General features: G+C 67.6%; 26 protein-coding genes and 1 pseudogene. 13 read left to right on the top strand and 14 right to left on the bottom strand.

Features of this window, described 5'->3' with window-relative positions:
* Positions 1–101: 101 nt before the first annotated feature.
* On the top strand, positions 102–1,346 hold the full coding sequence (locus A3OK_RS23270) for a GGDEF domain-containing protein (RefSeq protein WP_019904279.1): 1,245 nt from the start codon (positions 102–104) through the stop codon (positions 1,344–1,346).
* 94 nt (positions 1,347–1,440) lie between these two features.
* On the opposite strand, the pseudogene A3OK_RS24545 reads toward A3OK_RS23270, so the two are convergent.
* Positions 1,441–1,536, bottom strand: a pseudogene (locus tag A3OK_RS24545) (membrane protein insertion efficiency factor YidD); the annotation flags it as partial.
* A 4-nt stretch (positions 1,537–1,540) separates the two neighbouring features.
* On the opposite strand from A3OK_RS24545, the gene A3OK_RS24790 reads away from it, so the two are divergent.
* On the top strand, positions 1,541–1,642 hold the full coding sequence (locus A3OK_RS24790; RefSeq protein WP_019904281.1) for a 2-hydroxycarboxylate transporter family protein: 102 nt from the start codon (positions 1,541–1,543) through the stop codon (positions 1,640–1,642).
* Here A3OK_RS24790 and A3OK_RS0107275 read toward each other — a convergent pair.
* The 3 genes from A3OK_RS0107275 to A3OK_RS0107285 are packed head-to-tail and all read right to left on the bottom strand — an operon-like array spanning position 1,596 to position 2,938.
* A complete protein-coding gene (locus tag A3OK_RS0107275) occupies positions 1,596–2,099 on the bottom strand; it encodes an OsmC family protein (RefSeq protein ID WP_019904282.1) in 504 nt (167 codons plus the stop codon). The two genes, A3OK_RS24790 and A3OK_RS0107275, sit on opposite strands and share 47 nt — an antisense overlap.
* A gap of 47 nt (positions 2,100–2,146) precedes the next feature.
* Positions 2,147–2,473, bottom strand: coding sequence for a membrane protein insertion efficiency factor YidD (gene yidD / locus A3OK_RS0107280; protein WP_019904283.1), 327 nt, complete (start codon positions 2,471–2,473; stop codon positions 2,147–2,149).
* Positions 2,474–2,494: 21 nt separating this feature from the next.
* Positions 2,495–2,938 carry an iron-sulfur cluster assembly scaffold protein gene (locus A3OK_RS0107285; RefSeq protein WP_019904284.1) on the bottom strand — a complete coding sequence of 148 codons (444 nt, stop codon included), beginning with the start codon at positions 2,936–2,938 and terminating at the stop codon, positions 2,495–2,497.
* Between the two features lie 221 nt (positions 2,939–3,159).
* Here A3OK_RS0107285 and folE point away from each other — a divergent pair, with 221 nt between their 5' ends.
* From folE to A3OK_RS0107300, 3 genes are read left to right on the top strand one after another with little or no spacing between them, the layout of a single operon-like run.
* Positions 3,160–3,987: a GTP cyclohydrolase I FolE gene (folE, locus tag A3OK_RS0107290; RefSeq protein WP_026597022.1), complete on the top strand. Its 828-nt coding sequence runs from the start codon at positions 3,160–3,162 to the stop codon at positions 3,985–3,987.
* A gap of 41 nt (positions 3,988–4,028) precedes the next feature.
* The gene (gene hisI / locus A3OK_RS0107295; RefSeq protein WP_026597023.1) at positions 4,029–4,445 is read left to right on the top strand and encodes a phosphoribosyl-AMP cyclohydrolase; all 417 of its coding nucleotides are present in this window, start codon (positions 4,029–4,031) and stop codon (positions 4,443–4,445) included.
* A 47-nt stretch (positions 4,446–4,492) separates the two neighbouring features.
* The gene (locus A3OK_RS0107300; protein ID WP_026597024.1) at positions 4,493–5,506 is read left to right on the top strand and encodes a patatin-like phospholipase family protein; all 1,014 of its coding nucleotides are present in this window, start codon (positions 4,493–4,495) and stop codon (positions 5,504–5,506) included.
* Positions 5,507–5,626: 120 nt separating this feature from the next.
* On the opposite strand, the gene A3OK_RS0107305 is transcribed toward A3OK_RS0107300, so the two are convergent.
* Entirely contained in the window at positions 5,627–6,058 is a 432-nt protein-coding gene (locus tag A3OK_RS0107305; RefSeq protein ID WP_019904288.1) for a CBS domain-containing protein, read from the bottom strand.
* A 148-nt stretch (positions 6,059–6,206) separates the two neighbouring features.
* Positions 6,207–7,031: a rhomboid family intramembrane serine protease gene (locus A3OK_RS0107310; protein WP_019904289.1), complete on the bottom strand. Its 825-nt coding sequence runs from the start codon at positions 7,029–7,031 to the stop codon at positions 6,207–6,209.
* 495 nt (positions 7,032–7,526) lie between these two features.
* Between A3OK_RS0107310 and A3OK_RS0107315 the strand changes: the two genes are divergently transcribed.
* The 4 genes from A3OK_RS0107315 to A3OK_RS0107330 all read left to right on the top strand — a co-directional run bounded on the left by A3OK_RS0107315 (position 7,527) and on the right by A3OK_RS0107330 (position 10,822).
* Entirely contained in the window at positions 7,527–8,144 is a 618-nt protein-coding gene (locus tag A3OK_RS0107315) for a PAS domain-containing protein (protein ID WP_019904290.1), read from the top strand.
* Positions 8,145–8,257: 113 nt separating this feature from the next.
* Positions 8,258–8,884 carry a PilZ domain-containing protein gene (locus A3OK_RS0107320; protein WP_019904291.1) on the top strand — a complete coding sequence of 209 codons (627 nt, stop codon included), beginning with the start codon at positions 8,258–8,260 and terminating at the stop codon, positions 8,882–8,884.
* Between the two features lie 475 nt (positions 8,885–9,359).
* Positions 9,360–9,986, top strand: coding sequence for a transglutaminase-like cysteine peptidase (locus tag A3OK_RS0107325; protein WP_036302665.1), 627 nt, complete (start codon positions 9,360–9,362; stop codon positions 9,984–9,986).
* Positions 9,987–10,138: 152 nt separating this feature from the next.
* Positions 10,139–10,822 (top strand): transglutaminase-like cysteine peptidase, encoded by a 684-nt coding sequence (locus tag A3OK_RS0107330; protein WP_026597025.1) that lies wholly within the window; start codon positions 10,139–10,141, stop codon positions 10,820–10,822.
* Positions 10,823–10,912: 90 nt separating this feature from the next.
* Here A3OK_RS0107330 and A3OK_RS0107335 read toward each other — a convergent pair whose 3' ends face one another.
* The 8 genes from A3OK_RS0107335 to A3OK_RS22480 all read right to left on the bottom strand — a co-directional run bounded on the left by A3OK_RS0107335 (position 10,913) and on the right by A3OK_RS22480 (position 17,989).
* Complete coding sequence (locus A3OK_RS0107335; protein ID WP_019904294.1) at positions 10,913–11,239, bottom strand: hypothetical protein; 327 nt, start codon at positions 11,237–11,239, stop codon at positions 10,913–10,915.
* Between the two features lie 177 nt (positions 11,240–11,416).
* Positions 11,417–11,629 carry a DUF3126 family protein gene (locus tag A3OK_RS0107340; protein WP_019904295.1) on the bottom strand — a complete coding sequence of 71 codons (213 nt, stop codon included), beginning with the start codon at positions 11,627–11,629 and terminating at the stop codon, positions 11,417–11,419.
* 121 nt (positions 11,630–11,750) lie between these two features.
* Entirely contained in the window at positions 11,751–12,611 is an 861-nt protein-coding gene (cysE, locus tag A3OK_RS0107345; protein WP_019904296.1) for a serine O-acetyltransferase, read from the bottom strand.
* Between the two features lie 228 nt (positions 12,612–12,839).
* Positions 12,840–13,892, bottom strand: coding sequence for a helix-turn-helix transcriptional regulator (locus A3OK_RS0107350; protein ID WP_348625422.1), 1,053 nt, complete (start codon positions 13,890–13,892; stop codon positions 12,840–12,842).
* 355 nt (positions 13,893–14,247) lie between these two features.
* The gene (locus A3OK_RS0107355) at positions 14,248–15,159 is read right to left on the bottom strand and encodes a transglycosylase SLT domain-containing protein (RefSeq protein WP_019904298.1); all 912 of its coding nucleotides are present in this window, start codon (positions 15,157–15,159) and stop codon (positions 14,248–14,250) included.
* Between the two features lie 225 nt (positions 15,160–15,384).
* Positions 15,385–16,212, bottom strand: coding sequence for a Cof-type HAD-IIB family hydrolase (locus tag A3OK_RS0107360; protein ID WP_019904299.1), 828 nt, complete (start codon positions 16,210–16,212; stop codon positions 15,385–15,387).
* Complete coding sequence (locus A3OK_RS0107365) at positions 16,209–16,742, bottom strand: gluconokinase (protein WP_019904300.1); 534 nt, start codon at positions 16,740–16,742, stop codon at positions 16,209–16,211. Before A3OK_RS0107365 ends, A3OK_RS0107360 begins: the two co-directional genes overlap by 4 nt.
* A 20-nt stretch (positions 16,743–16,762) precedes the next feature.
* The gene (locus A3OK_RS22480) at positions 16,763–17,989 is read right to left on the bottom strand and encodes a hypothetical protein (protein ID WP_019904301.1); all 1,227 of its coding nucleotides are present in this window, start codon (positions 17,987–17,989) and stop codon (positions 16,763–16,765) included.
* 414 nt (positions 17,990–18,403) lie between these two features.
* On the opposite strand from A3OK_RS22480, the gene A3OK_RS0107375 reads away from it, so the two are divergent.
* The 4 genes from A3OK_RS0107375 to A3OK_RS0107390 all read left to right on the top strand — a co-directional run bounded on the left by A3OK_RS0107375 (position 18,404) and on the right by A3OK_RS0107390 (position 24,090).
* Complete coding sequence (locus A3OK_RS0107375) at positions 18,404–19,573, top strand: polysaccharide biosynthesis/export family protein (RefSeq protein WP_019904302.1); 1,170 nt, start codon at positions 18,404–18,406, stop codon at positions 19,571–19,573.
* Between the two features lie 333 nt (positions 19,574–19,906).
* Positions 19,907–20,992 (top strand): branched-chain amino acid ABC transporter substrate-binding protein, encoded by a 1,086-nt coding sequence (locus A3OK_RS0107380; RefSeq protein ID WP_026597027.1) that lies wholly within the window; start codon positions 19,907–19,909, stop codon positions 20,990–20,992.
* A gap of 122 nt (positions 20,993–21,114) precedes the next feature.
* Positions 21,115–22,215, top strand: a complete 1,101-nt coding sequence (gene dctP / locus A3OK_RS0107385) for a TRAP transporter substrate-binding protein DctP (protein ID WP_019904304.1) — start codon at positions 21,115–21,117, stop codon at positions 22,213–22,215.
* Between the two features lie 441 nt (positions 22,216–22,656).
* Positions 22,657–24,090 carry a deoxyribodipyrimidine photo-lyase gene (locus tag A3OK_RS0107390; RefSeq protein ID WP_019904305.1) on the top strand — a complete coding sequence of 478 codons (1,434 nt, stop codon included), beginning with the start codon at positions 22,657–22,659 and terminating at the stop codon, positions 24,088–24,090.
* Positions 24,091–24,241 lie beyond the last annotated feature (151 nt).

Below are 24,241 nucleotides of genomic sequence, written 5' to 3' on the forward strand. Positions count from 1 at the left end.
GCGCTGATGCCTGTCTCCCTCGAACCTCGTCCGGGCCCGCTGCGTGGTCCGAGGATGGTCCGCGATCTCCGGACATCGCCGGCCGGGCGGGGCCTGCGCTGATGGCGACCGAAACGGTGTGGGCAGAAGACGGGGACGGGCACCTGCTGGAGCGCGTCGAGGCGGAACTGCGGCGGCCTCGGTCGAAGATCGCCTTCGGTCCGGAGATCGAGGCCCTCTACCAGGGCGTCTGCGAGCCGGCCCGCATCCAACGCTACATCCTCTGCAACGTCGCCGGGATGCTGCTCTTCGACATTTTCGGCCACTTCAGCGGCCTCGTCATCCCCGACGTCGTCGTCCCGACGAGCATCCTGAGTTTCCTGGTCCTGACCCCGCTGTTCCTGGCCATGATTCCGCTGATGCGACGGCGGCTCCTCTCGGCCACCCATGGCAGCACGATCTTCCTGTTCCTGATCATCGGCACGATGCTGGGCATGATGCTGCTCTCGCGCGCGCCGAGCGCGATCCTGCTCGCCTTCATCATTCCCATGGTGACGGTCCATAGCAGTATCGCCCTTCCGCTTCCGGTGGCGCAGGCCGCCACCGTGGCGGCGGGCGCCGCGATCCTCACCACGGTCGCCGTGGTACTGCATCCGGGCTTCGACCTCGGAAGCGGCCTCTACGCGGTCACGCTCAATGTCAGCATGGCGGGCTACCTGACGGTCGCCACCCTGCGAAACGAGATCAACGAGCGGCGCTTCTACCTCCTGACCCTGCGCGACACCCTGCGCTCGGAGCGCCTGCTGGCGCGGAACCGGACCCTGCTGAGCCTGTCCGGCACCGATGGGCTGACGGGCGTCGGCAACCGGCGCGCCTTCGACGCCACCCTGGAGGATCTCTGGCGGGACGGGGCCAAGGCCGGATCGGCCATCGCCCTGATGATGATCGACATCGACTGTTTCAAGCGCCTGAACGACACCCACGGGCATCTCGGCGGCGATGTCTGTCTGCGCGCCGTGGCGAGCCTCATCGGCCCCGCCACGGGCAGCGCCGCCGCCACGTTCCGCTACGGAGGCGAGGAATTCGCGATTCTGCTCAGCGGTTCCGAGGCCGGGCAGGTCGCCCTGCTCGCCGAGCGCGTCCGCGTCGCCGTCGCGTCCGCGTGCATTCCCGTCCCGAACGGCCCTCCGGGCGGTATCGGCCTCACCGTGAGCATCGGTTGCGCCGCCCTGGTGCCGGATCCCGGCCTGCCACACGCCACCCTGATCGCCATCGCGGATGCCGCCCTCTATCGGGCCAAGCAGACGGGGCGCAACCGGGTCCAGGTCGGCACGTCGGGCTCCGTCCCGTCCCGGCAGGTCGCCTGACGAATCAAGGCCCGCTCAGGCCCTGCCCGGCGTCTCCAGATTGTCCGGCCGGTCTTTTGGGCCCACGCCAGCGGCTAGAGCGTCAGGGCGTGAACCAGGGGGCGCGGCGTTGCAGGGCTTCCGGCACGAGGTCGATGCCGTGGGTGCCGAAGGGGCAGATCCGGGCAGACCCGATCCAGCCTCCGGCCAACCGCATGGCGCTGATGCCCTTCGCTCAGATCGCCCCGCGCATCGGCGGCGCCCTCACCGTCACGGGCACGCTGGTGGTGATGCGCTGGATCGGCGCGGGCGGCTGAGGGGCGCGGCCACGACCACCTCGGTCCTGACCGAGTTCGCGATGAAGCAGCCCTCATGCGCGGCCTCGTGGAGCTCGGCGAGCCGCCCGGCATCCGGGGCGTCGCCGGCCCAGGTGATGTCAGGATGGAGCGTGACCCGCGTCACCGAGCGACGGCCGGGGCTCGTCTCCCGCAGCTCGCCCTCGGCATGGTCCCGATAGGCGGCGACGCTAAAGCCGGCGAGCCGTGCGACGTGGAGGAAGGTCAGCATGTGGCAGCTCGACAAAGCCGCGACCAGCATCTCCTCCGGGTCGACGGCCTCGGGGGCGGCCCATTTCCCGACGACGTGCTCAGATGCGGTACCGGCGAGCGTCACGCCGCCATCGAAACGCACCGTGTGCCCGCGGCCGTAGCGCCCGGCGGCGAAATCCTCGCCGGGCTTCAGGGCCCAGGCGACGTCTGCCAGATGGGTCGACATGCCTCGTCTCTCTCGTTCTGGAGATGGGTGGTCCGCAGGCGTCACCGTCAACGGCGATCGCCCTCCGGGGCATCACAGACGAAGGGCGACGGCGGGGCGTTCACCCCGCGCCAGCGCCCATAGGTCCAGGGGACGAACCAGGCCGATCGCGCCGGCAGGACCACGGGGACGAGGTCGATCCCGTGGGTGCCGAACGGGCCGCAGCGGCAGATGCGCGAGAATCCGATCCAGCCGCCCGGCCACAAGCCGTGCCGGCGGATCGCCTCGTCGGTATAGTCCGAACAGGACGGCCAGTGCCGGCATTGCCGGCCGATCAGGCTCGACAGGGTGAGCTGGTAGCCCCGGATCGCCCAATGGGCCGCGCGGCGGATCATGGTGCGTGGCGCGGCATGATTTTATTCGGCGGCCTGCGCCTTGGCGGCCACCTGATCCAGGGCGTTCACCACGGCGTCGAAGGTGAGGAGCGTCGAGGCGTGGCGCGCCTTGAAATCCCGCACCGGCTCGAGCACGACGAGATCCGCCCAGTCGCCCTGCGGTGCCGGACCGTTCTCCTTGAGCATCCGACGCACCGTGTCGCGCAAGGTCCGCAGATCGTCGGCCTTCGCGCCGACCACGTGGCGGGCCATGAGCGAGGACGAGGCCTGGCCGAGCGCGCAGGCCTTCACCTCATGCGCGAAGTCGGTGACCGTGCCGTCCTCCACCGAGAGATCGACGGTGACGGTCGAGCCGCAGAGCTTCGAATGGGCGGTGGCGCTGGCATCCGGCGCGGGCAGCCGGCCGAGGCGGGGGATATCGGCCGCGAGTTCGAGGATGCGGCGATTGTAGATGTCGTCGAGCATGGGGCGCGTCCTGCCGGAAAGAGCCGGCTTCCGATCTCGGTGGTCTGATCCGCATTCCCCGCATTGCGCGGCGGCGCGATAACGACGATATAGGCGCCAGCGTGCCGTTTCGCGAGGAGGCGGCTCGTCGACCAGGGTCGCGCCCACGGCCAAGGAAAACTGACCTTTCGGGCGCCGGCCTGCGGCAACGCGGCTGACAACGCGACCGAGATGGCTCGACGATGTACGCAAAGCCAGACAGCACGACGATGAAGGCCCGTGTCGCCCGGGCGGGAGATGCCATGGATGCCGCGCTCAAGTCCCTGTCCTACCGGCTGACCGAGACGGATGATCAGGGAATGGACCCGACTGCCAAAGCTGCCCCCGCGCCCCTGAACGGGATGCGCAACGACAATGCCCGCGTCGTGGAGACGCCCGCCGAGGTCGCGCCTCTGCCCGCCTCGGCCAAGCGCGTGCCCGATGCCGTCGCCACCGGCCGACCGAGCCGCGAGGAGGCCGAGGCGGCCGTCCGCACTCTGTTGCGCTGGGCCGGCGACGATCCGAGCCGCGAAGGGTTGCGGGACACCCCCGCCCGCGTGGTGAAAGCCTATGGCCAGCTCTTCGGCGGCTACGAGCAGGATGCCGACGCCCTGCTCGAGCGCGTGTTCGAGGAGGTCGAGGGCTATTCCGACATCGTGCTCGTGCGCGACATCCCGTTCTACTCCCATTGCGAGCACCACATGGTGCCGTTCATGGGCCTCGCCCACATCGCCTATTATCCGACCAAGGGCGTGGTCGGCCTGTCGAAGCTCGCCCGCGTGGTCGATACCTTCGCCCGCCGCCTGCAGACGCAGGAGACCATGACGGCCCAGATCGCCGACGTGATCGAGAGCATCCTGAAGCCGCGCGGCATCGCCGTGATGGTGGAGGCGGAGCATCTCTGCATGGCCATGCGCGGTGTGCAGAAGGCCGGCGTCTCGACCCTGACCACGCAGTTCCGCGGCGCGTTCAAGGACGATGCCAACGAGCAGGTCCGGTTCCTCACCCTCGTCCGCAACAGCAAGAACTGACACGGGCTCCTTCGGCGATGACGGCGAGCCAAGGTTCTCCCCTGCCGGGTGGGTTCGCCCCGCCGGGTCCACGCAAGGAGATCGAGGAAGGGACGCGGCTCACGCCGCGCTTCGACGCGAACGGGCTCGTCGCCTGCATCGCCGTCGACGCGCATGATGGGCGCGTGCTGATGCTGGCCCATATGAACGCCGAATCGCTGCGGCTCACCCTGGAGACCGGCGAGGCCTGGTACTGGTCGCGTTCGCGCGGGGAACTCTGGCACAAGGGCACCACCAGCGGCCAGATCCAGCGCGTCGTCGAGATGCGCGTGGATTGCGACCAGGATGCGCTCCTGATCTCCGTCGAGGTCGGCGGCGATGGCGGATGTTGCCATACCGGGCGCCGCTCCTGCTTCTATCGTGCGGTCTCCCTCGATCCGGCGAGCGGCGAGGCGCTGCTCGGGCCCGCCGGGCCATGACCTGGGATGGGCTGTCCTTTCGCGGGGTCGCCCTCTACCGCCAGGGGATGCTGTCCCACCTGTCGCGCGGTCCGGTCTTCCCGCATGGCAGCGTCGAGCCCGTGGCCGAACAGCCGCCGCCTCGACCGCGGATCGGTCTCGCTCTCGGCGGCGGCTCCGCTCGCGGCTGGGCGCATATCGGCGTGATCGAGGTGCTGGAAGAGGCCGGCATCCATCCGGACATGGTGGCCGGCTGTTCCATCGGCGCCGTGGTCGGCGGCTGCTACGCCGCCGGCAAGCTCGATCTCCTCAAGGACTTCGCGCTGTCGCTGACGAAGCGCAGGGTCATGGGGCTGCTCGACCTGCGCCTGGGCTCGGGCCTCATCGCCGGCGAGCGGTTGAAGCGCCGCCTCGACGAGGATCTCGGAACGCGGCGGGTGGAGAATCTGCCGATCCGTTTCGCCAGTGTCGCCACGGATCTCGGTTCGGGCGACGAAGTCTGGCTGACCCGAGGGTCCCTGGTCGAGGCGATCCGGGCCTCCTACGCCCTGCCCGGCCTGTTCCCGCCCGTGCGCCTCGACGGGCGCCTGATGATGGACGGGACGCTGGTCAATCCGGTTCCGGTCAAGCTGGCGCGCGGGCTCGGAGCCGAACTGGTCATCTGCGTCAATCTCAATGGCGACCCGCGCACCGAGCCGGGATTGGTGATCGGGCCGGAAACCGAGGGCATCGCGTCGCCGGCCATGCCCCTTCCCTCGTCGCGGCGGGGCTGGGATCTCCTGCGACGCATGCGCGGCGGCAACCGGCGCGTGGCGGGCTCACGTCCCGCCTCCCCTCGCGAGCCGGGGCCTCCCGGCATGGGAAGGGTGATGTTCGATGCCTTCAACATTACCCAGGACCGCATCTCGCGGGCGCGGCTGGAGCGCGATCCGCCGGACCTGATGCTGTCTCCGCGCCTCGCCGAGATGGGTTTGTTCGAATTTCATCGCGCCGAGGAGGCCATTCTCCTCGGGCGGGAATCGGCCAGGGCGGCACTGCCCCGGATCCGGGAACTGGTCGCCTTGGCGGCTGAGCGGGCCTGAACCCGCATCGTCACGCCGCTGGTGGAACGCCGTGGACTGGTCCGTTGGCGGGGGCGAGACCCAGACACCCTCGGGCGTCTGGGGAGGAATCGCGCGAATGCGGACGGATCGGTCGATCCGTCAGGCCATGGTGATGTAGTCGCGCATGGCCTGATGCTCCGCCTCGACGGCGGCGATCCGGCGTTTGACCACGTCTCCGATGGAGACGAGGCCGGCGAGGCGCCCGTCCTCGACCACGGGGACGTGGCGGAAGCGCCCGTCGGTCATCAGCTGCATGACCTCCTCGACGGTGCTGGCGCGGGTGCAGGTGGTCACCGTCGCGGTCATGTGCTGGGAGATCGGCGCATCGAAGGCGCCGGCCCCCTGGCGGGACAAGGCGCGGATGATGTCGCGCTCTGACAGGATGCCGAGGACGGCGCCCTCGTCATTGCTCACGACGATGGCACCGATCCGCTTCTCGGCAAGGAGATGAATCGCTTCGTCGAGGGTCCGTTGCGGCTCCACCGTGACGACGGAGCCGCCCTTCTCGGCCAGAATGCGTGCGACGGTCATGAACGTGGTCTCCCGTATTGTGCTGGGCGCCGGCCGGAGGCCCGCGGCTTGGCCGGGTTGTCCCCGGCGCATCACGGAATTGTGTGACGCAAGGCTCGGCGAGACAACCCACGAGACCCGTATTCCGATGCGGAAACCTGCGGAAAAATTACGCTTTCGTGCTCCCTAAACGGTCCAGAACCGGGAAAAGGAAAAATCCTGCCAGAAAGCCGCCCAGATGGGCATCCCAAGCCACGGTGGAGGATTCGGCTCCCAACGGCAGCGAGATGATCCCGAACACGAAATTGGTCACGAGCCAGATGCCGAGGAACATCACCGCCGTGCGGTTCCTCAGCAGTTCGGGAATGGTCTGCAGCGGCTGATGCGCGGCGCGTTGCCAGGGCTGGCCGGAGAGGAACGGCGGCGGTGGCTGGAACACGAAGCGCGCGGCGGCGGCCATCAGTGCCGACACTCCCGCCGAAGCGCCGATCAGCGGAGCGGTGCTCAGCGGATCGATCGCCACATGCAGGATGCCTCCGGCCACCGCGCCGATGAGCCCCAGGAGACCGTAGCGCCAGGGGCCGCATCGCCGTGCGACGGGGGAGCCGAAGGCGGCGAGCCAGACCACGTTGAAGATGACATGCGTCCACGAGCCATGGAGCAGGGCGTAGGTGGCGAAGGTCCAGAGGCTCGCCGAAGGGTTGGCCACCACGTACTGGGCGAAGGCCGCGCGTGCCTGGACCACCGCCGTATCGCCGACGGCCGAGGATGCGGCGGACAGGACCTCGGCGGCCCGGTCCGGGTCCACCGAGACGAGCCATCGGGCCGGGATCAAGGCCAGGTTGAGGAGGAGCGTGATGTCCCATTCGTCCGGCAGGACGAACTCTCTCAGGGCGTGAAGGCCGAGCAGCAGGCCGATCGAGGCCGTGACGGCGGCCGGCATGTTGAAGACCGGGACGCGGCTCTGGCGCGGAAGTTCGGGCGTGGCATCCATGGCGCCACCATGTCGGGCCGGATGCCGCTGCCGCAAGCCCCGAGCCATGCAATTTCAGGCGAGCGGCCGACTATGACGCCTGTCGGGAGAGGCATCGTTCCCGAAATACGCGAGGCGGCGAGAAAGAAGGGAGGATCCAAAAAAGAAGGGAGGACGTTTTCACGCCCTCCCCCAAGCGAAGGATCCGCCGAGACGGTGACGGCCTGGACCAGCAGGCCGTTCGGGTTCGAGCCCCGCCCTTCCGATGACTTCGCAAGAAGAGCGACCGCGCAGGCGGTCTCGCTTCAATCAACCAGCGGAGTGTCGCCCGTATGCCGCCTGCCGGCAACGTCCACCTTTTGTTAACCTTAACCAAAGCTTAAGGAGGCGTGTCGCCTTGGAGGGGCATAAGGTGTGCGGCAGGCTCGGTAGCCAACACCGATCGTGTGCCCAGCACTCAGCGGAACGGCCCGATTTCGAACAGGTCCCCCCGGGACCGTGCCACGACGGGACACCATGAAGCATCCGACCAGCCGTATGCTCTACCAATACTGGGACCGTCTTCGTGGCGCGCGTGCCGCGCCGGAGAGGAGCGAGATCGAGCCCGGTGAGATCCGCAACCTCCTGGCGGAGAGCCTCATCCTGGAGCTCGACATGGCGCGCTCGGCCGTGACGATCCGGCTCGCCGGAACACGGGTCTGCGCCCTGTTCGGACGGGAATTGCGCGGCAGCGCCTTCGCCGACATCTGGGGTGTGGGACAAGCCGATCCCTGGCGTCTCGTGGAGACCGTCGCGGTCGATACGGTCGGACTCGTCGCCGGCCTGCGCGGGATGACGCGAGAGGACGAACAGATCGACCTCGAACTCCTGCTCCTGCCCCTGCGTCATCGCGGGCAGACCCAGGTCCGCATGCTCGGAGCCCTCAGCCAGCAGGTCGTGCCGCAATGGCTCGGACTTCGGCCGGTGGTCCGGCTCGAATCGATGTCCCTGCGCGTGCTCGACCCGACCTACGACGTCATCGATCTCGCCGGGAACGGAGCCGCGGCCGGCCTCAGGAACCTGCCGGAACCGGCCAATGACAGCGTCCCGGTGCGTCGTGGCCATCTCATGGTCCATCCCGGCGGAAGGGCCTGATCCGACTTTACTGGACGGGTGATGAGACTCATCTGCCCCCGGCAAAGATTTTCGTAACCAACCGGCACGTAGGGTTCCTTCGACACAACCGAACCCGAGTGCTGACATATCCGATGATCGAGGCTTTCGCACAGACTGAAGCGAAGCCGGTCCGCGTGTTGCGGCCGTCGGATCAGCGCCGTCACCAGCGCGTCGCGGTCGCCCTTCTCGGCCGCTACATGCTCGCCGACCGCCGCGAATTCCCGTGCCAGACCGTGGACATGTCGCCGGGCGGCGTTCGCCTGACCTGTGCGGTGCTGGGGGCCCTCGACGAGCGCGTGGTGCTGTATCTCGAGAGCATCGGGCGCATCGAGGGGACCATCGCCCGGTTCCCCACCGGCGGCATGGCGGTTCGCCTCATCGCCACCCAGCGCAAGCGCGACAAGATCGCGTCGCAGCTCACCTGGATCGCCAACCGCGAGGCTCTCGGCCTGCCCGAAGGGCGCAACCACGAGCGTCTCACGCCGCAGCATGCGGGTGTCGTGCTCAAGTTGGAAAGCGGGCGCGAGGTCGCCGCCCGCATCATCGACGTCTCCATGTCGGGCGTCGCCCTCTCGACCCAGACGACGCCGTCGATCGGAGCGAGCCTCATGGTCGGGCGGACGCCGGGGCGTGTGGTGCGCTATTTCGAGGGCGGCATCGGCGTGAGCTTCATGCTCCCGATCTCGCCGGACCTGTTCCATGACGGCTTGATCCTCTGAGATCGGCATCCCGCCCGAGATGGGGCGGGAGATGGTCCCGATCCGTGGCGTATGCCCGACGCTGACGGGCTTTCAGGCCCCGGCGACGTCCAATCGATCGCGTGAGGCTTCCCCGGTCCGGGATTGCCGTGACAGCCCTGTCCGCTCGGGGCCGAGCTGTCCTCATGGACGGCGATGGCGACGTGATCGAGACCCGTCGCGACGACATTCCTGATGATCGATCCCAGGCCTGACCGATCTGGGACGTTGCGCTCGCCATCGTCGCGGTCGAGGCTGCGCCGCCCATCGCGCCTCGCCATGGTTACGCCTTCCTGAGCCCGGTCGCATCAATCCGAGCTTTCGGTTCAGCCGGCGGTTGGCCCTGTCCCGCAGCAGCCCGGTCCCGATGCCGAATCGATAAAATTGCGCGTATCGGTTTCAGCGCGGCACAGGAAGCGTGGCGGCATCGTGTCCCTCGTTGGACGAGGTGGTCGCGATGGGTCGGACGAAGTCACTCTTGCTCGGGATGCTCGCAGGGCTCGCGATGCTCGGCGCCGGAAGCGCGCAGGCTCAGACCCTGGCCGCCCTGCCCTCGCCGTCCCAATCCGCCGATGTTCTCGGCGCCGCCCGCCCGATCATCGGTTGGGTCTCGTTCTGCCAGCGCTATCCGGCCGAATGTGCCATCGACGCGAACGAACCGGCGCGCATCGCCCTCACGCCCGCGACCTGGAACCTCGTCGTCTCGGTGAACCGCCGGGTCAATACCGGCCTGCGCGCGGTGACCGACATGGATCACTGGGGTGAAGCGGACCGCTGGGACCTCGCCGAGGACGGCATGGGCGATTGCGAGGATTTCCAGCTCCTCAAGCGCAAGCGCCTCGCCGATGCCGGCCTGTCCCGCCGCGCCATGCGGATGACCGTCGTCATCGACGAGAAGGGTGAGGGTCACGCCGTGCTGACGCTCCTCACCGACCGCGGCGAACTGATCCTCGACAACAAGACCAGCGAGATCCTGCCCTGGTACCGGACCGGCTACGTCTTCATCAAACGTGAGAGTCAGGATTCCGTGGCCTGGGTTTCGCTTGGAGGGGTGACATCTCCGGTCACCACCGCGAATCGATAAAACGATTCTCTCGGGTGGCCTGAAAACATCACTTCTCCGTCATGGAACCTCTGCCGGCGTGGGAAGTTAATTCGGGTTTAACTTTTGGATTGAGCCCCGGCCCCGGGCGTGCCAGTTTCTTTCCTTCGGCAACGAATGGCAGGGCGACCGGAATGCGGCACGCGGTTCTGCGAAGCGTCGGCGGTGAAAGCTTCTCGGGAAGCGGGCTGTGGCGTCGGGTTGGCCGTGCGGCCAGATTGTCCCTCGTGGGCTCGATCCTGCTCCTTGGTGGGGCCGCAACGCAAGCGCGCCCCGTCGCCGCCATTCCCGATGCGACCAGCGTCGGCGAGACGGGCGGTGCCAGGCCGGTGGCGGCCTGGAACGGGTTCTGCGCCAAGTATCCCGCCGAATGCGCGGTCGACACGTCGCAGCCGGCCTTCATCACCCTCAACCCCGCGATCTGGCGGACGCTCACCAGCGTCAACCGACGCGTCAACAGCCGCATCCATCCGATCACCGACATGGCGCATTGGGGCGTCGTCGACCGCTGGGATTTTCCCGATGACGGTTTCGGCGATTGCGAGGATTTCCAGCTTCTCAAGCGCAGGATGCTGGTGGAGCGCGGCCTGCCGCGCCGTGCCCTGCGGATGACCGTGGTCATCGATGATATCGGCGAGGGTCATGCCGTGCTGATGGTGCGCACGGACAAGGGCGACCTGATCCTCGACAACAAGACCAGTGCGATCCTCTCCGCGCCGCGGACCGGCTACACCTACGTCAAGCGTGAGGGCCAGGACAGCATGGCGTGGGTTTCGCTCAACGGCGTCGCCTCACCGGTCGCCACCGCCAACCGCTGATCGGGACCACGAAGCGGCCCTTCCCTGCGGAGACGGCGCAGCGGAACCCTACCGATGGCCCGGCGCGGAATGACGCGAGACCGGCTTGGTTCAACCGGCGATCAAATGGGCGAGGTCGAGGGCCACGCGGCCCGAGAGCAGGCTCCAGCCACAGGCGATGATCGTCGCGATCATCACGAAGGGGATCGGGCGGCGCTCGATGCGGCGGCCGCGCACGGTGTTGCGGAGAATGATGAAGGGCGCGCCGAAGGCGAGGATCGGCAGGGCCGCCACGGCACCGACGCCGCCGCGCTCGAGCAGGCTGAAACTGGCGCGACGGTCGGAGAACAGCTCGAAGGCGCTGGCGAGCAGGCCCGACAAGGCGAGGCCGACACACAGCGTCTGGATCGATTCGATGGCGGAGGGGCTGATGTCCATGGCGCACGCTCGACCGTTAACGACGGGTTAAGCACGCACTCTGCCAGAGGGTTTACGAAACGTTAAGGACTTCCCGGCGTCAGGGTTAACCGACGCACAGGTCAAAATACGTGCGTGCAGAGGAGCCTGCACCCGAAAAAGCTTGCGATCAGGCTTCCGGGCCCGGCAGTCGCGGGCTCAGTCTTCGAGGTCGATGTCGAGGATCGCCATCGCGAAATTGTACGACCGATCGCCGTCCTCGTCGTCCACGGAGACCACGCCGAGGAATTCCTCGCCGATATACACTTCGGCCGAATCGTCCTTCTTCGGGCGAGCCACGATGCGGATGTTCGTGTTGGCGAACGTCCGACGCATATAGTCCTGGACCTTCGTGATGTCGGTCTTGTTCACGCTTTCGCCTCTCGCTTCGTCGCTGGTCGGTCGAGGCCGGATCGCCTTGAACGGGCCGGTGCCTCGGGATGGGCACCGCTTGCCATGCCGCTTCGCGACGGGCAAGCGCGAGTGGACGGGTTCAGATCCCCTCGGCCATGTGGATGAACTGATCGAGATTGACGAACTGATCCATGGCGCGGGCCGGCTCGGCGCAGCCTGCGGTGCCGACCACGCGGGCCGGCACTCCCACCACGGTGGTGTGTGCCGGGACCGGTCGGAGGACGACGGAGCCGGCGGCCACGCGGGCATACTCGCCGACTTCGATATTGCCCAGAATCTTGGCACCGGCGCCGATCATGACGCCACGGCGGATCTTCGGGTGTCGGTCGCTGCCCTGCTTGCCGGTGCCGCCGAGGGTCACGGCGTGCAGGATCGAGACGTCGTCCTCGATGACCGCGGTGGAACCGACGACGACGCCGGTGGCATGGTCGAGGAAGATGCCGCGCCCGACGCGGGCGGCGGGATGGATGTCGGTCTGGAACACTTCGGAGGAGCGGCTCTGGAGGTAGAGCGCGAGGTCGCGGCGTCCGCTGGTCCAGTACCAATGCGCCAGTCGATGTGCCTGGATGGCATGGAAGCCCTTGAAGTAGAGCACGGGTTCGAGGGCGCGGCCGGCCGCCGGATCGCGATCGAGCACCGCCCCGATATCGGCACGGAAGCTGTCGCCGATGCGCGGGTCCGCAGTGATCGCCTCGTAGAATCCATGTGCCACCAGCTCCGCCGGCAGCGAGGCATGGCCCAGCCGCGCGGCGACGCGATGGGACACGGCGGCTTCGAGGGTCGCATGGTTGAGAATGGTCGCAACGATGAACGAAGCCAGCTGAGGCTCCTCGCGCACCACCGCCTCGGCCTCGCCACGCAGGCGCGACCAGACCGGATCGACGGTCCCGGCAATGGACTCGTGTCCTGTCGCGGGATTCGGGAAAGGGCTGGCGGACATGGATTCCTCCGCATCGCGGGGTCTTTGGCAAGCGGTGACCCGAACGTCTCGCTCGCCGCGAGCCGTCAGATTCGACCTTGCCGGGACAGGCGTTGCCGGAAACAAAGACGGGAGAACTCTCTCCCTCGGGGCAAAGAGCAACGGAGCACTCCGTTCCCTTCATCGTGTCCTATAGCGTGGGGAAACACACCCCCCGGATCAAGGGGGGTGGACCATTCCGATGCCGCGTCAGGCGATGCGCCGGTAATCGACCGCTCCGAAACGCGCCTCGATCACGGCGGCGAGCCGATCGACCATTTCGTCGACCGGAACGTCGGACGTGTCCACCACGGCCGGGGCGCGGGCATAGAGGGGTTCGCGGCTGAGGAGCACGGCGCGCAATTCCTGCATGGCCGAGGCATGGTCGCCGGTGGTGGCGAGTTTGCCCTGGTCGCGCACGCGCTGCATGTGCTCTTCGGGCTTCGCCTTCAGCCAGACCGTGAAGAAGGCCTGCAGGAGCAGATCGTAGGTGAGGGGCTCCGCGACGATTCCGCCGCTGGTGGCCAGGATCATCGGGCCGGGATGTTCGGTGAGCCGGCGGAGGGCGGCCTGTTCGAGGCGGCGATATCCCTCCTGGCCGTAGATCGCGAAGATCTCCTTCACCGACAGCGCGTTCTCGCGCTCGATCTCGGCGTTGAGTTCGATGAAGGTCCAGCCCAGGCGCTCGGCGACCCGGCGGCCGAGGGTCGATTTGCCCGCTCCGCGCAGGCCCACCACGGCGACCCGAGGCAGGAGCGTCTCGCCATTGGCGGGGGAGTGACCGGACAGGATGCCCTTCGCCAGCGAGATCTGCTCCGCCGAGGCCGTGCCGAGGAGGTCACGGATCACATGCCAATCCGGCGGCGTGTCCTGGACCGCGATCATGTCGTCGAGCCGCACGCCCATCGCATCCGCCACGCGGCGCAACAGGATGATCGAGACGTTGCCCTGCCCGCTCTCGAGCTGAGCGATATAGCGCTCCGACAGCCCCGAGGTCTGGGAGAGGAGTTTTCGCGAGAGACCGCGCACCGTCCGCGCATGCCTGACGCGCCGACCGAGCTCGGCCAGGAAAATCGATTCTTGTTCAGCCGCGCCGGCCATGCCCCGTCGTCCGTCTTCCGTGTTCGCATCCCAGGCCTGACCACGCCGGATGCCGATTGATCTCATCATACCCCGCCGAGCGGCCCCGCCACAGCACCAATCCATGCGGACAGGGTCTATCACGACGGGCTCGTGTGACGTGGTCGCGTGCCATGGTCCCATGGCCGTTCGACCACGATCAGGCCCGTGAGCACGCCCTGCCCTCGTCAGCACACAGTATGAGGTTGGGAATTACGATTTCGAGTCTCTCGTCGAAAGACCGATCTCGCAAGCCTTAAGCCTCGTTATGCCGCACTGCAACATGTGAGTTTGGAGCTGCCTTCGCGCAAGTGGGACATGGGCATACTCCACCGCAATTGCCACGCCATGGCAAGCGTTCGCGGGCCTGATCTTCGAACAGCGAAGCTCGTGTATCACGGAGTGAGATGACGGCACCTAGGTCGAGACGCGTCCGGCCTTCTCACCCCTTGCCTACCCGCCCCAGACGAGCCTTCGGAAGCGGAACGGTTCGGGAGCCTTACTGGCTCGGCGGAAGCGCCGAGGCTTCCATGACGGTGCCGGGGGTCGGAGCCTTTTTGGCGACGACCGGCCGGCCGGCCGAGGCGAGAACGATCGCCGAGGGGCGGCGCGGAGGCAAGGGAACTTCCACGGTCTCGGTGAGGGTGGTCTCGGCGGTTACCGTCGCGGCGGCCGAATGGGCGACGACCGGATCGAGCGACAGCGCCGCGAGGGCTTTCGCCTGGGGAGTGACCGCCGGCGCATGGGCGGGACCGATCTCCGCCACTGCCGGTGCGAGGCCGGAGAGTGCGGCCGGACGCCGGGGCGGCAGCGGGACCTCGACCAGTTCGGTCGGCACGGTCTGCAGAGTGGGGCTCGGAGCGTAGGCCAGGGCCGTGGCGGCGGCGGTGATATTGGCATCGGGCTGCGTGGTGCGCTGGCCGCCGAAGCCGCGGGCGAAGACGTCGCCGAAGGCGGCACCCGATTGCGGCGTGGCCGGCGTGGTATCCTGGAGGCCGGCGACGAGCGTACCCTCGCGCTTGCCGGCGTAATAATAGCCGCGGTTGTAGTAGGTATAGGCTTGGTGGATGTTGCCCTTGGCGGTGCGATAGGCACCGGCGAGATAGGCGATGCCGTAGCGCAGGTTGACCTTCGGATCGTAGAGTCCTGCCGCGTCGCCGCGATAGCCGAGGCCCCTCGCCGTTGCGTGCTTGATCTGCATCAACCCGAGGGCGCTGCCGCCCTTCGCATTCGGGTTATAGTTGCTCTCGCGCTTGACGACCTGATGGACGAAGCTCGCCGGGACCCCGTTTGCCTTCGCCTGCTCCTCGATCAAAGCATCGATGTTGTCGCGCGCCGCAGTGCCCTGACCGAGAACCGGGCCCGGCAGGACGACCGCAGCTACGGCGAGAAGCAAAAGGCGCTGATTCATTCGAAGACCCGGTGGCGTCGTTCTTGATCTGACGGCCAGGGTCGAGGCCAATTGAGGCCGGAAGGCGGCTCCGCTGCCATGATTGCGGGGAAGCGAGGCCGTTTCCCCGTGTGCTGTGGCGCACATGGCACAGGCGACGTGTCTTCGGTAGCGCCTAGTCGGGTGGTTTTGCGAGCAATGCCAAGGGGCTGGGTCGCGGCGACGCGCCGTGCGAAGGGTCGCGCTTCAGCGCGTCAAGAGAAATTCGTCGACGGCTTTGGCGAACCCCTCGTCGTCGTTTCCCGCCGTCACCGCCGAGGCGGCCCGTTTCACGGCATCCTGTGCATTGCCCATGGCGACCGAGAACCCGCTTCGCGCGAACATCGGGACGTCGTTGTCGGCATCGCCGAACGTGGCGATCCGGGCATGGGGGATGCCGAGACGGCGGGCGATCTCGTCGACGAAGCTTCCCTTCCCCAGCCCGTGCGGCGTCACGTCGAGGTAATAGGCCTGCGAGCGGTGGACATCGGCCCCGTTCCCGAGAGCCTCGGCGACTTTCGTTTCGCATTCGGCCAGGTGATCGGCATCCGCGCTGACGCCGACGATCTTCGATGCCCCGTCGAGGAGAGTTCCCAGATCCGCGACGACGGTGGGCTCGGCCTGCAGGGTCCGCCGCTCCAGATCGGTATAGGCCCCCTGCGGGTCGCGCAGGTTCCATCGACCCCGCGCGAAGACCCAGACGTCGAGATCGAGATCGCCGAAGAGCCGCACGGCATCGCGCGCCGTCTCCTCCGGAATGAGATGCTCGGCGATGACGCTTCCGTCGGGGTCGATCAGGGTGCTGCCGTTGAAGGCACCGATCGGATGTTCCAGTTCCAGCTCGGCGATCAGCGACGTGAGCCCCATGGGCGGTCGGGCGGACGCGATGGTGAAACCGATGCCTGCCGCCGCGAGCCGCCGCACGGCGTCGATGCTGCGGGGTGTCAGAATCTTGTCGGAGGTGACGAGGGTGCCGTCCACGTCGGAGATCACGAAGGCGATCTGCCGATCGTCGGAGGGGCGGCCCGATGTCATGCTGAATCCTGCGGAACTGACGCGTCGGGGTGCAAACCCAGTTCGCTCAGGATCGTTGCCACGATCGCATCGGCGCTGCCGACGATCGGCACCGCCAGGGCCCCCTCCTCCGGTCTCGGTGGTTCGAGGATGGCGAACTGGCTGTCGAGCAGGGTCGCCGGCATGAAGTGGCCGGTCCGGACCGCCACCCGTGTCGCGATCAGGTCGCGGTCGCCTTCGAGATAGACGATACGGATGCCGGCCCGGCCCCGGACGAGCGCGTCGCGATAGGCCCGTTTCAGCGCCGAGCAGGCGAGAATTCCCGGCCTCTCCGTCTCCAGGCAAGTGCCGATCCAGGCCGCCATGGCTTCGAGCCAGGGGGCGCGGTCGGCATCGTCGAGGGCGTGGCCCTCCCGCATCTTGGCGACATGGGCCGGGGTGTGGAAGGCGTCGCCATCGACGAAGTCCCAGCCGAGGCGACCGGCCAGCAGGCCGGCCACGGTGCTCTTGCCCGAGCCCGAGACGCCCATCACCACGATGACCCGAGGCATCTGCCGGCCCGGTTCCGCGCTCAAGGCTTCGTCGCCGTCTCGGTCGCAGCCGCGACCCGAGGCCCGGTCACGCGGTCGCGCAGGCGTTGCGGGCCGAGCGCCATGGCGAAGAAATCGTAGTCGCCCCGACGATCGTTGGCGAAGAGAAACTGGAAATGCATCCGGAACGGCCGCCATCGTACCTTGAGGTAGGTTGCGGGATCGATGATCTCACGGAACTTGGCCGAGCGCACGAGAGGGTTGCGCGGGGCGTGGCCGCCGAGATCGAGGGGCAACCGCTCCACCGGATCGAAATCGGGGAAGTTCATCCAGTCCTGAGGGGCGTAATAATCGACCCAGACGACGCGGTCCGAGACGACGAGGCTCGCGATGTCCGACTGCACCCGGCGCGCCCTGCTCTGCATCGCGACGATCGGGAGCCCCGAGCCGAGGGTCAGCAAGGCGAGCGAGGTCGCCCCCGTGCCGATCACCGGATCGGCGGCGAGCACGCGGGCGGCGACTTCCACCGCCGTGAGCGCGCCCGTAGAATGACCCAGGATGAGCACCTCGTCGAGCTCGATCCCCTCCGCCCGGAACGTCGCGAGCCTGGCCACGACCAGGGCGGCGAGGTCATCGACACGGGCTTCGTAATCCGGGCGCCAGCCCTGCCCGTGCTGCCAGTTGAACACCCAGTCGTTGAGCAATTGCCAGAAGAAGGCCCGTTCGAGCACGGCGTCGAGGGATTTGATCCAGACGATGCCGGCCATGAGCGCCAGCGGCACCGTCAGCCAGATCGGCCAGCGCAGGCTGTGCCCGAACCCTTCGCCGAGATGGGCATGGACCTGATGCGCGATCAGGCCGCTCACGATGGTGAGGAGCAGGATCAGGCCGAGCGGATAGAGGATGACGTTGCCGTATTTCCAGTTCAGCCGGTAGAACTTCACCATCATGCCCGACACGATGGCGTGCAGGCTGCCGATGAACAGCAGGAGGACGCTGAGGATGCGCCAGCGGGCGAAATCCTTGAGCACGATGTCGTCCCACAGGAGCACGTCGTAGCTCGTCTCCGCTCCGGCCACCGCCGGTTCGGCGGCGACCGTCCAGCGCTGGGACAGCCCGTCCTCGCCCATGACCGCGCGTCCGGGGCGGCGCTTGGGCTCTCCGAACCGTTTGGCATAGAGCGTCAGCTCGCGCACGAAGAGCATGCGGTAGCGGGTGCGCCCCTCCGGATCGTAGCCCGGCACATAGAAGACGTGCCGCCGCCGCACGGGGCTTTGGAGGCTGTCGGCGCGAGGGCTCTCCGCGGATCGGCTGGGAGGACCGTCGGGTATGGTGTCAGACAAAGGTGCCCTGCTTGTCGCTCGTGTATCCTCGCAGGCGCCCCCTGCTCGTGCTCCGGAAATTCGCATGGACGTCCACTCAGCGTCGAGCGCTTTCGATGAGGCGATCGCTTTTGCCGAGGGAAGGGAGCGAATTCGGGCCAAACGCCTCCGCCGGGTCTCGAACCTCGCCATGCGCCGCGCCGGTGCCCGACGCATCAGATTGGACGTATGGCGGGTGTGGGTATCGGGGACGAGCCGTCCCATTCGGCCCGTCGGGCCGGCAGTGTGACCGGCTCGCCACGGACAGTGACGCGGCTTTGGTCTAGGCAGCGGATGAGAGAAACCGTCAGGCGAAACTGCATGCGCATTCTGCCGATCGTCCTTTTCACCGCCTTCTCGGTGTCGGGATGCAACGCCTTCCTGCCCGCTGCCGGTCCGTCGACCTCGGCCGTGGTGGATGGGGCGGATCAGGCGACGAGCGAGGGGACCTTCGCCCGCTACGAACTCATCGAGATGAACGCCGCCGTGGTCGAGGCCATGCGCGGGCGTCCCCTCGACAGCCTGTTCGCGTCCTTCGGCGACCGCCGCCTGCCGGCCGAGCCGGTGATCGGCGTCGGCGATGCCGTCTCCGTCTCGGTGTTCGAGGCGGGGTCGGGCGGGCTGTTCTCGGGCCCTCTCACGGTCAATTCGTTCTCCGCCGGCTCGAAGGCGGCGCAGCTGCCCGAGCAGATCGTCTCGCGCGACGGCGCCATCTCGGTGCCCTATGCCGGCCGGATCCAGGTGGCGGGACGACGCGCCCAGGACGTCCAGTCGCTGATCGAGACCGAGCTCGCCGGCAAGGCGATCCAGCCCCAGGTGATCGTCTCGGTGACCCGTCCGGTCTCGCAATCGGTGACGGTGGGCGGCGAATCCATCGGCGGCGCCCGCGTCCCCCTCGGTGCCCAGGGCGACCGCATCCTCGACGTCGTCGCCACGGCCGGAGGCGTCAAGACGCCGGTCAACGAGACCTTCGTGCGCCTGTCGCGCGGCGGAACGACGGCCACGGTGCCGCTGACCACCGTCGTCTCGAACCCGAAAGAGAACATCTACCTGCGGCCCAACGACAACCTCACCTTGGTCCGCGATCCCCAGACCTTCCTGGCGGTGGGTGCGTTGGGGCAGGCGACGGAAATCCCGTTCCAGGCCGAGGGCATCACCCTGGCGCAGGCGCTCGCCAAGGCGCGCGGCCAGCGCGATGTCGATGCCGATCCGACCGGCACCTTCATCTTCCGCTTCGAGCCGGCCCCGGTGGTGCGCCGCCTCAAGCCGGGAAGCCCGCTTCTCGGCACGCCTCTCGTGCCGGTGGTCTACCGGGTCGACATGCGCGATCCCAACAGCCTGTTCCTCACCCAGGCCTTCCGCATGCGCAACCGCGACATGATCTATGTCTCGAACGCGCCGTTCACCGAGATCAAGAAGGTGCTCTCCGTCTTCGCCGCCGCCGCCTCGCCGATCACCACCGGCGTGCGCGTCGGGACTGCGCTCGATTGAGGCCTTCCCGATCGCGCGTGGATCGGGACGATCCCGACCGGTCTTCGGGTGGCGGGTCTGCATGGGCATCCGAGCATGTGACGATGGGGTTCCGAGGGACTTGCGTTCTGGCCGGCCTTGCCGCACGGCTCCGCCATGCCATGGGAGCCGGGGGGTAACTCGCGGGGCCTGCTTGTCTTTCGGTGGGCCGGACGGGTTTTGGGGCGGGGCGACATGAGGATGAGACGGGTGGCCCGCTTCTTCGGGCCGGCGAGCGGGGACTTTCGCGCGACCCTGCGCGCGACCCTGAACCGAGGCGCTGTCGCCGCGCCGGGAGCGCTCGCCTCCCGGCTCCTGGTCACCGTTGCAGCCCTCGCCTTCCTGGGTTCCGCCGCCCGGGCCGACGTGACGGTGGGCGTGGCGGTTCCGCAATCGGGGGCCTACGTCGCCGTCGGCGAGCAGGTCCTTCGCGGCGTCCGCGCCGCCGTCCGCGACGCCAACGCCAAGGGCGGCCTTGCCGGACAGACTATCCAGCTCGACGTCCAGGACGATTCCTGCGATTCCAACAAGGCCGTGGCGGTGGCCAAGCATTACGCCTTGAGCGACGTGCGCCTCGTCGTCGGGCATGTCTGTTCCAACGCCTCGCTCGCCGCCTCCGAGGTCTATGCCGCCAACGGCATCACCATGGTCACCGCGGCCTCCGTCGCGGCCAAGCTCACCGATCGCGGCCTGCCGAACGTGTTTCGTGTCTGCGGGCGCGACGACGACCAGGCCAAGCTCTCCGCGACCGCGCTGGCCGAGCGGTTCCGCGACAAGAAGATCGCGATTCTCAACGACCAGAGCCCGGGCTCGCGCGCCCTCGCCGCCGCGACCAAGGACAACCTCAACCGGATCGGCATCAACGAGGCGCTGGCCACGGCCTTCGTCGCGAGCGATGCGGATGACGCCGCCCTCGCCGACCGGCTGAGGGATGCCGGGATCGCCGTGGCCTATTACGGCGGCGACGCCCTGGAAATGGGCCGGCTCGTGCGCATCTCGGCCGAGCGCGGCTTCCGGCCGCAATGGTTCGGCACCTCTGCCATCGCCACGCAGGACTTCGCCACCGCCGCGGGCCCGGCCAGCAACGGCGTGCTGATGACCTTCTATCTCGATCCGCGGCGCAAGCCCGAGGCGGCGGCCGTCGTCCAGGCCTTGAAGGCCGCCGGCGGCGACGTGGAAGGCTCGACGATCTACGGCTATGCCGCTCTTCAGGCGCTGGTGGAGGCGGGCAATTTCGCGCGCAGCACGGATGCGCGGCGCATCGCGGCGGCCCTGCATACCGAGCGCTTCGACCTCGTCCTCGGCCCGGTCGGATTCGACGGCAAGGGCGATGTCACGGCGCAGGGCTATGTGCTCTATGTGTGGAAGGACGGGACCTTCACCTATGCCAGCCCGCCCTGATCCATCCTGCGCGGTGGTGCGAGCGGGCCGGACGAAGAGGGCGGGGAGCGGGACGAAAAGCGGATCGATTTGCCTCCTGCCCCGTTCGTGAACGAACCGAGATAAGGGCGAAGCGAGTTTTCATGGCCTCACACCCTGCGCGACGCAGCCTGCTCGCCGCCGGATTCGGCGGTGCCGCCGCAGCCTTGTCGACGGGGGCGGCACGGGCCGAGGCGATGCCCGAGATGCGCTGGCGGCTGGCCTCGCACTACCCGAAATCCCTCGACATCCTGTTCGGCGCGCCGGAGACCCTGGCCCGCCTCGTCGCCGAGGCCACGGATGGCCGGTTCCAGATTCAGGTTCTGCCGCCGGGCGAGCCGGTGCCGGCCGAGGGCGTGATCGATGCGGTGTCCGGCGCTTCGGTGGAGATGGGGCATGCGCCGGCGACCCTCGGGACCGGTCGGGACCCGACCTTCGCGCTGGCCACCGCCATGCCTTTCGGCCTCAATGCCCGCGGCCAGAATGCATGGTGGCTCCAGGGCGGCGCCGCCGACCTGTTCGCGGAGGTCTTCGCCAAGCACGGGGTGGTGAGCTTGCCCGGCGGCAATACCGGGGCTCAGATGGGCGGCTGGTTCCGTCGCGAGGTGAAGAGCGTCGCCGACCTCCAGGGCCTCAAGATCCGCATCGCCGGCCTCGGCGCGCAGGTCCTGGCGAAGTTCGGTGCCGTGCCGCAGGGGAATCCGGGGCCGGAGATCTATGCGGGGCTGGAATCGAAGGCGCTCGACGCGGCCGAGTGGATTGGCCCCTACGACGACGAGAAGCTCGGATTGCAGAAGGTGGCGCCGACCTACCATTACCCCGGTTTCTGGGAAGGCAGCGCGATGCTGCACTTCTGGATCGGCGCGGAGGCGTGGAAGGCCCTGCCGAAAGCCTATCGCGCGATCCTTCAATCGGCGGCCGCGCAGGCTCATGCCGAGGTCCAGGCGAAGTACGACGCCCGCAATCCCCGCGCGCTTCGCCGCCTCGTTGCGGGCGGCGCGCAGCTTCGCCCTTTCCCCCAGGACGTGATGGAAGCGGCGCTGAAGCACGCCAACGACGTCTACGGCGAGATTTCGGCCAAGAATGCCGATTTCAAGCGCATCTACGAGGCGATGAAGACGTTCCGGAACGAGGAATATCTCTGGTTCCAGGTGGCGGAATACACCTACGACAATTTCATGATCCGGGCGCGAGCCCGCGGATGACCGTCCCGCGGCTGCGGCCGGACAATCGGCTGCGACCAGAAAAAAGGCCGCTCCGAAGAGCGGCCCGAAGTCTAGGGAGGAAACGCCCAAGAAGGGCAGCAGGACCGCGACGCCATCGCGTTCCCGCAATGCACAATCTGATCGTCCCACTCAAAATTGCAAGGTCGTTCGCGCAACGCGGCGATCTCTTTTCGTGCGCCGGCACACTTCCAAATCCTTCTGTAACGAAAATGTCTCAGTTCAAGCTCGGCCTTAGTATTCCGCCTCGTCTGCATCGTCTGTGGCAATGATCGGCATCCAAGTCATTGCCTTTGCATTGAATTCAGGGCCGCGAATGCAACGCCCGCCGCTCCTCGCGGCCGACTCGTAACCAAATCCTTAATTTCTGCTCTCGCGCCAGGCGGGGCGGATTTCACCAGACCATGAGGTCGGTTTCATACGATGGCGATTCAGGCGAAGCGTATCCGTGAGTTGAAAGACGGCGACCCGAATACGGGTGCATCCTACGTCCTCTACCTGATGCAACAGGCCAACCGGGCGCATTTCAATCCGGCCCTGGAATTCGCCATCGAGGAAGCCAATCGGCTCGGTCTTCCCGTCGTCGCCTGTTTCGGTCTGCTCGACGGCACGAATGGCTTTCCCGAGGCCAATGCCCGCCATTACGCCTTCCTGCTGCAGGGGCTCGCCGATGCGAAGGCGGGGCTGGAGGCGCGCGGCATCCATTTCGTGATGCGCAAGGCGTCCCCGGCGGACATCGCCATCGCGCTGTCCGACAAGGCGGCCCTCCTCGTCCTCGACCGTGGCTACCTCGCCATCCAGAAGCGCTGGTACGGCGAGATCGTGAAGGCGGCCAAGGTCCGCATCGTTCAGGTGGAGGGGGATGTGGTGGTGCCGGTGGAGACCGCATCGCCCAAGCACGAATACGCGGCGCGGACCCTTCGCCCCAAGATCACGAAGCTCCTCGACGAATATGTCGAGGCGCTCAAACCCCGCGACGTGACCCACAAGGCTGGGCTCGGATCGCCCAAGCGCGGCCTGCCCAAGAGCGAGATCGACATCTCGGACCCGGATGCGGTGCTGGCCGGAATGAGCCTCGACCGTGAGGTGAACCCGGTCAAACGCTTCACCGGCGGCGAAACCGAAGCGCGCCGGCGCCTCAAAGCCTATCTCGCCGGGCCGTTCCGCTCCTATGGCAGCGACCGCAACCGGCCCGAGGCCGGCGCCGCCTCGCATATGAGTCCCTACCTGCATTTCGGACAGATCTCGCCGGTGGAGATCGCCCTCGCGGTGCGAGCCTCGAAGGCGGGCGTCTCCGAGGACAGGGCCTCCTATCTCGAAGAACTCGTGGTGCGGCGAGAGCTCGCGATGAACCACGTCCATTATACCGAGCGCTACGACAGCTTCGCCCATGCGGTGCCGGAATGGGCGCGGAAAGCCCTGGCCGACCATGCCGATGACGAGCGCCCGCACCTCTATTCCGAGGCGCAGCTCGCCGAGGGCAAGACCCATGACGAATACTGGAACGCGGCCCAGGCCGAGATGCGGGTGACCGGCTACATGCACAACCACCTGCGCATGTACTGGGGCAAGAAGATCCTCGAATGGTCCCCGAGCGCGGAGGAGGGGTTCAAGCGCACCCTGCGGCTCAACAACCGCTACTTCCTCGATGGCCGCGACGCGAATTCCTTCACCAACGTCGCCTGGGTCTACGGCCTGCATGACCGACCCTGGGCGCGCCGGCCGATCTTCGGAACGGTGCGGTACCAGAGCGAGAACTCGCTGAGGAAGTTCGACGCCAAAGCCTATCTCAAGACCGTCGGCGAGCTCTGCGCGGCCGAGGGCGAGGTGAAGAAGACGGTGCGCAAGAGAAGCTGAAAGACGGTATGCGCCTTGCGTGACGAGCACTCCCGAGGTTCTGACTTCGCCTTGAAGGTTCGGGCTCGTTCCGGCGGATGGGCCGTGTCATCCCTCCGTCGTTCCGAGGCCGACATGACGGGGCCGGTTCCGTTCCAGTTCCACCCCTCGG

This window comes from Methylobacterium sp. 77 (assembly GCF_000372825.1).
In the GTDB taxonomy this organism is placed as follows: Bacteria; Pseudomonadota; Alphaproteobacteria; order Rhizobiales; family Beijerinckiaceae; genus Methylobacterium.

What these genes read in the sequence shown, in the direction of transcription:
- A3OK_RS23270 (WP_019904279.1), top strand. Translation starts at nt 102, where the DNA reads ATGGCGACCGAAACGGTGTGGGCAGAAGACGGGGACGGGCACCTGCTG.
- A3OK_RS24790 (WP_019904281.1), top strand. Translation starts at nt 1,541, where the DNA reads ATGGCGCTGATGCCCTTCGCTCAGATCGCCCCGCGCATCGGCGGCGCC.
- A3OK_RS0107275 (WP_019904282.1), bottom strand. Translation starts at nt 2,099, where the DNA reads ATGTCGACCCATCTGGCAGACGTCGCCTGGGCCCTGAAGCCCGGCGAG.
- yidD (WP_019904283.1), bottom strand. Translation starts at nt 2,473, where the DNA reads ATGATCCGCCGCGCGGCCCATTGGGCGATCCGGGGCTACCAGCTCACC.
- A3OK_RS0107285 (WP_019904284.1), bottom strand. Translation starts at nt 2,938, where the DNA reads ATGCTCGACGACATCTACAATCGCCGCATCCTCGAACTCGCGGCCGAT.
- folE (WP_026597022.1), top strand. Translation starts at nt 3,160, where the DNA reads ATGTACGCAAAGCCAGACAGCACGACGATGAAGGCCCGTGTCGCCCGG.
- A3OK_RS0107300 (WP_026597024.1), top strand. Translation starts at nt 4,493, where the DNA reads ATGCTGTCCCACCTGTCGCGCGGTCCGGTCTTCCCGCATGGCAGCGTC.
- A3OK_RS0107305 (WP_019904288.1), bottom strand. Translation starts at nt 6,058, where the DNA reads ATGACCGTCGCACGCATTCTGGCCGAGAAGGGCGGCTCCGTCGTCACG.
- A3OK_RS0107310 (WP_019904289.1), bottom strand. Translation starts at nt 7,031, where the DNA reads ATGGATGCCACGCCCGAACTTCCGCGCCAGAGCCGCGTCCCGGTCTTC.
- A3OK_RS0107315 (WP_019904290.1), top strand. Translation starts at nt 7,527, where the DNA reads ATGAAGCATCCGACCAGCCGTATGCTCTACCAATACTGGGACCGTCTT.
- A3OK_RS0107320 (WP_019904291.1), top strand. Translation starts at nt 8,258, where the DNA reads ATGATCGAGGCTTTCGCACAGACTGAAGCGAAGCCGGTCCGCGTGTTG.
- A3OK_RS0107325 (WP_036302665.1), top strand. Translation starts at nt 9,360, where the DNA reads ATGGGTCGGACGAAGTCACTCTTGCTCGGGATGCTCGCAGGGCTCGCG.
- A3OK_RS0107330 (WP_026597025.1), top strand. Translation starts at nt 10,139, where the DNA reads ATGCGGCACGCGGTTCTGCGAAGCGTCGGCGGTGAAAGCTTCTCGGGA.
- A3OK_RS0107335 (WP_019904294.1), bottom strand. Translation starts at nt 11,239, where the DNA reads ATGGACATCAGCCCCTCCGCCATCGAATCGATCCAGACGCTGTGTGTC.
- cysE (WP_019904296.1), bottom strand. Translation starts at nt 12,611, where the DNA reads ATGTCCGCCAGCCCTTTCCCGAATCCCGCGACAGGACACGAGTCCATT.
- A3OK_RS0107350 (WP_348625422.1), bottom strand. Translation starts at nt 13,892, where the DNA reads ATGGGACCATGGCACGCGACCACGTCACACGAGCCCGTCGTGATAGAC.
- A3OK_RS0107355 (WP_019904298.1), bottom strand. Translation starts at nt 15,159, where the DNA reads ATGAATCAGCGCCTTTTGCTTCTCGCCGTAGCTGCGGTCGTCCTGCCG.
- A3OK_RS0107360 (WP_019904299.1), bottom strand. Translation starts at nt 16,212, where the DNA reads ATGACATCGGGCCGCCCCTCCGACGATCGGCAGATCGCCTTCGTGATC.
- A3OK_RS0107365 (WP_019904300.1), bottom strand. Translation starts at nt 16,742, where the DNA reads ATGCCTCGGGTCATCGTGGTGATGGGCGTCTCGGGCTCGGGCAAGAGC.
- A3OK_RS0107375 (WP_019904302.1), top strand. Translation starts at nt 18,404, where the DNA reads ATGCGCATTCTGCCGATCGTCCTTTTCACCGCCTTCTCGGTGTCGGGA.
- dctP (WP_019904304.1), top strand. Translation starts at nt 21,115, where the DNA reads ATGGCCTCACACCCTGCGCGACGCAGCCTGCTCGCCGCCGGATTCGGC.
- A3OK_RS0107390 (WP_019904305.1), top strand. Translation starts at nt 22,657, where the DNA reads ATGGCGATTCAGGCGAAGCGTATCCGTGAGTTGAAAGACGGCGACCCG.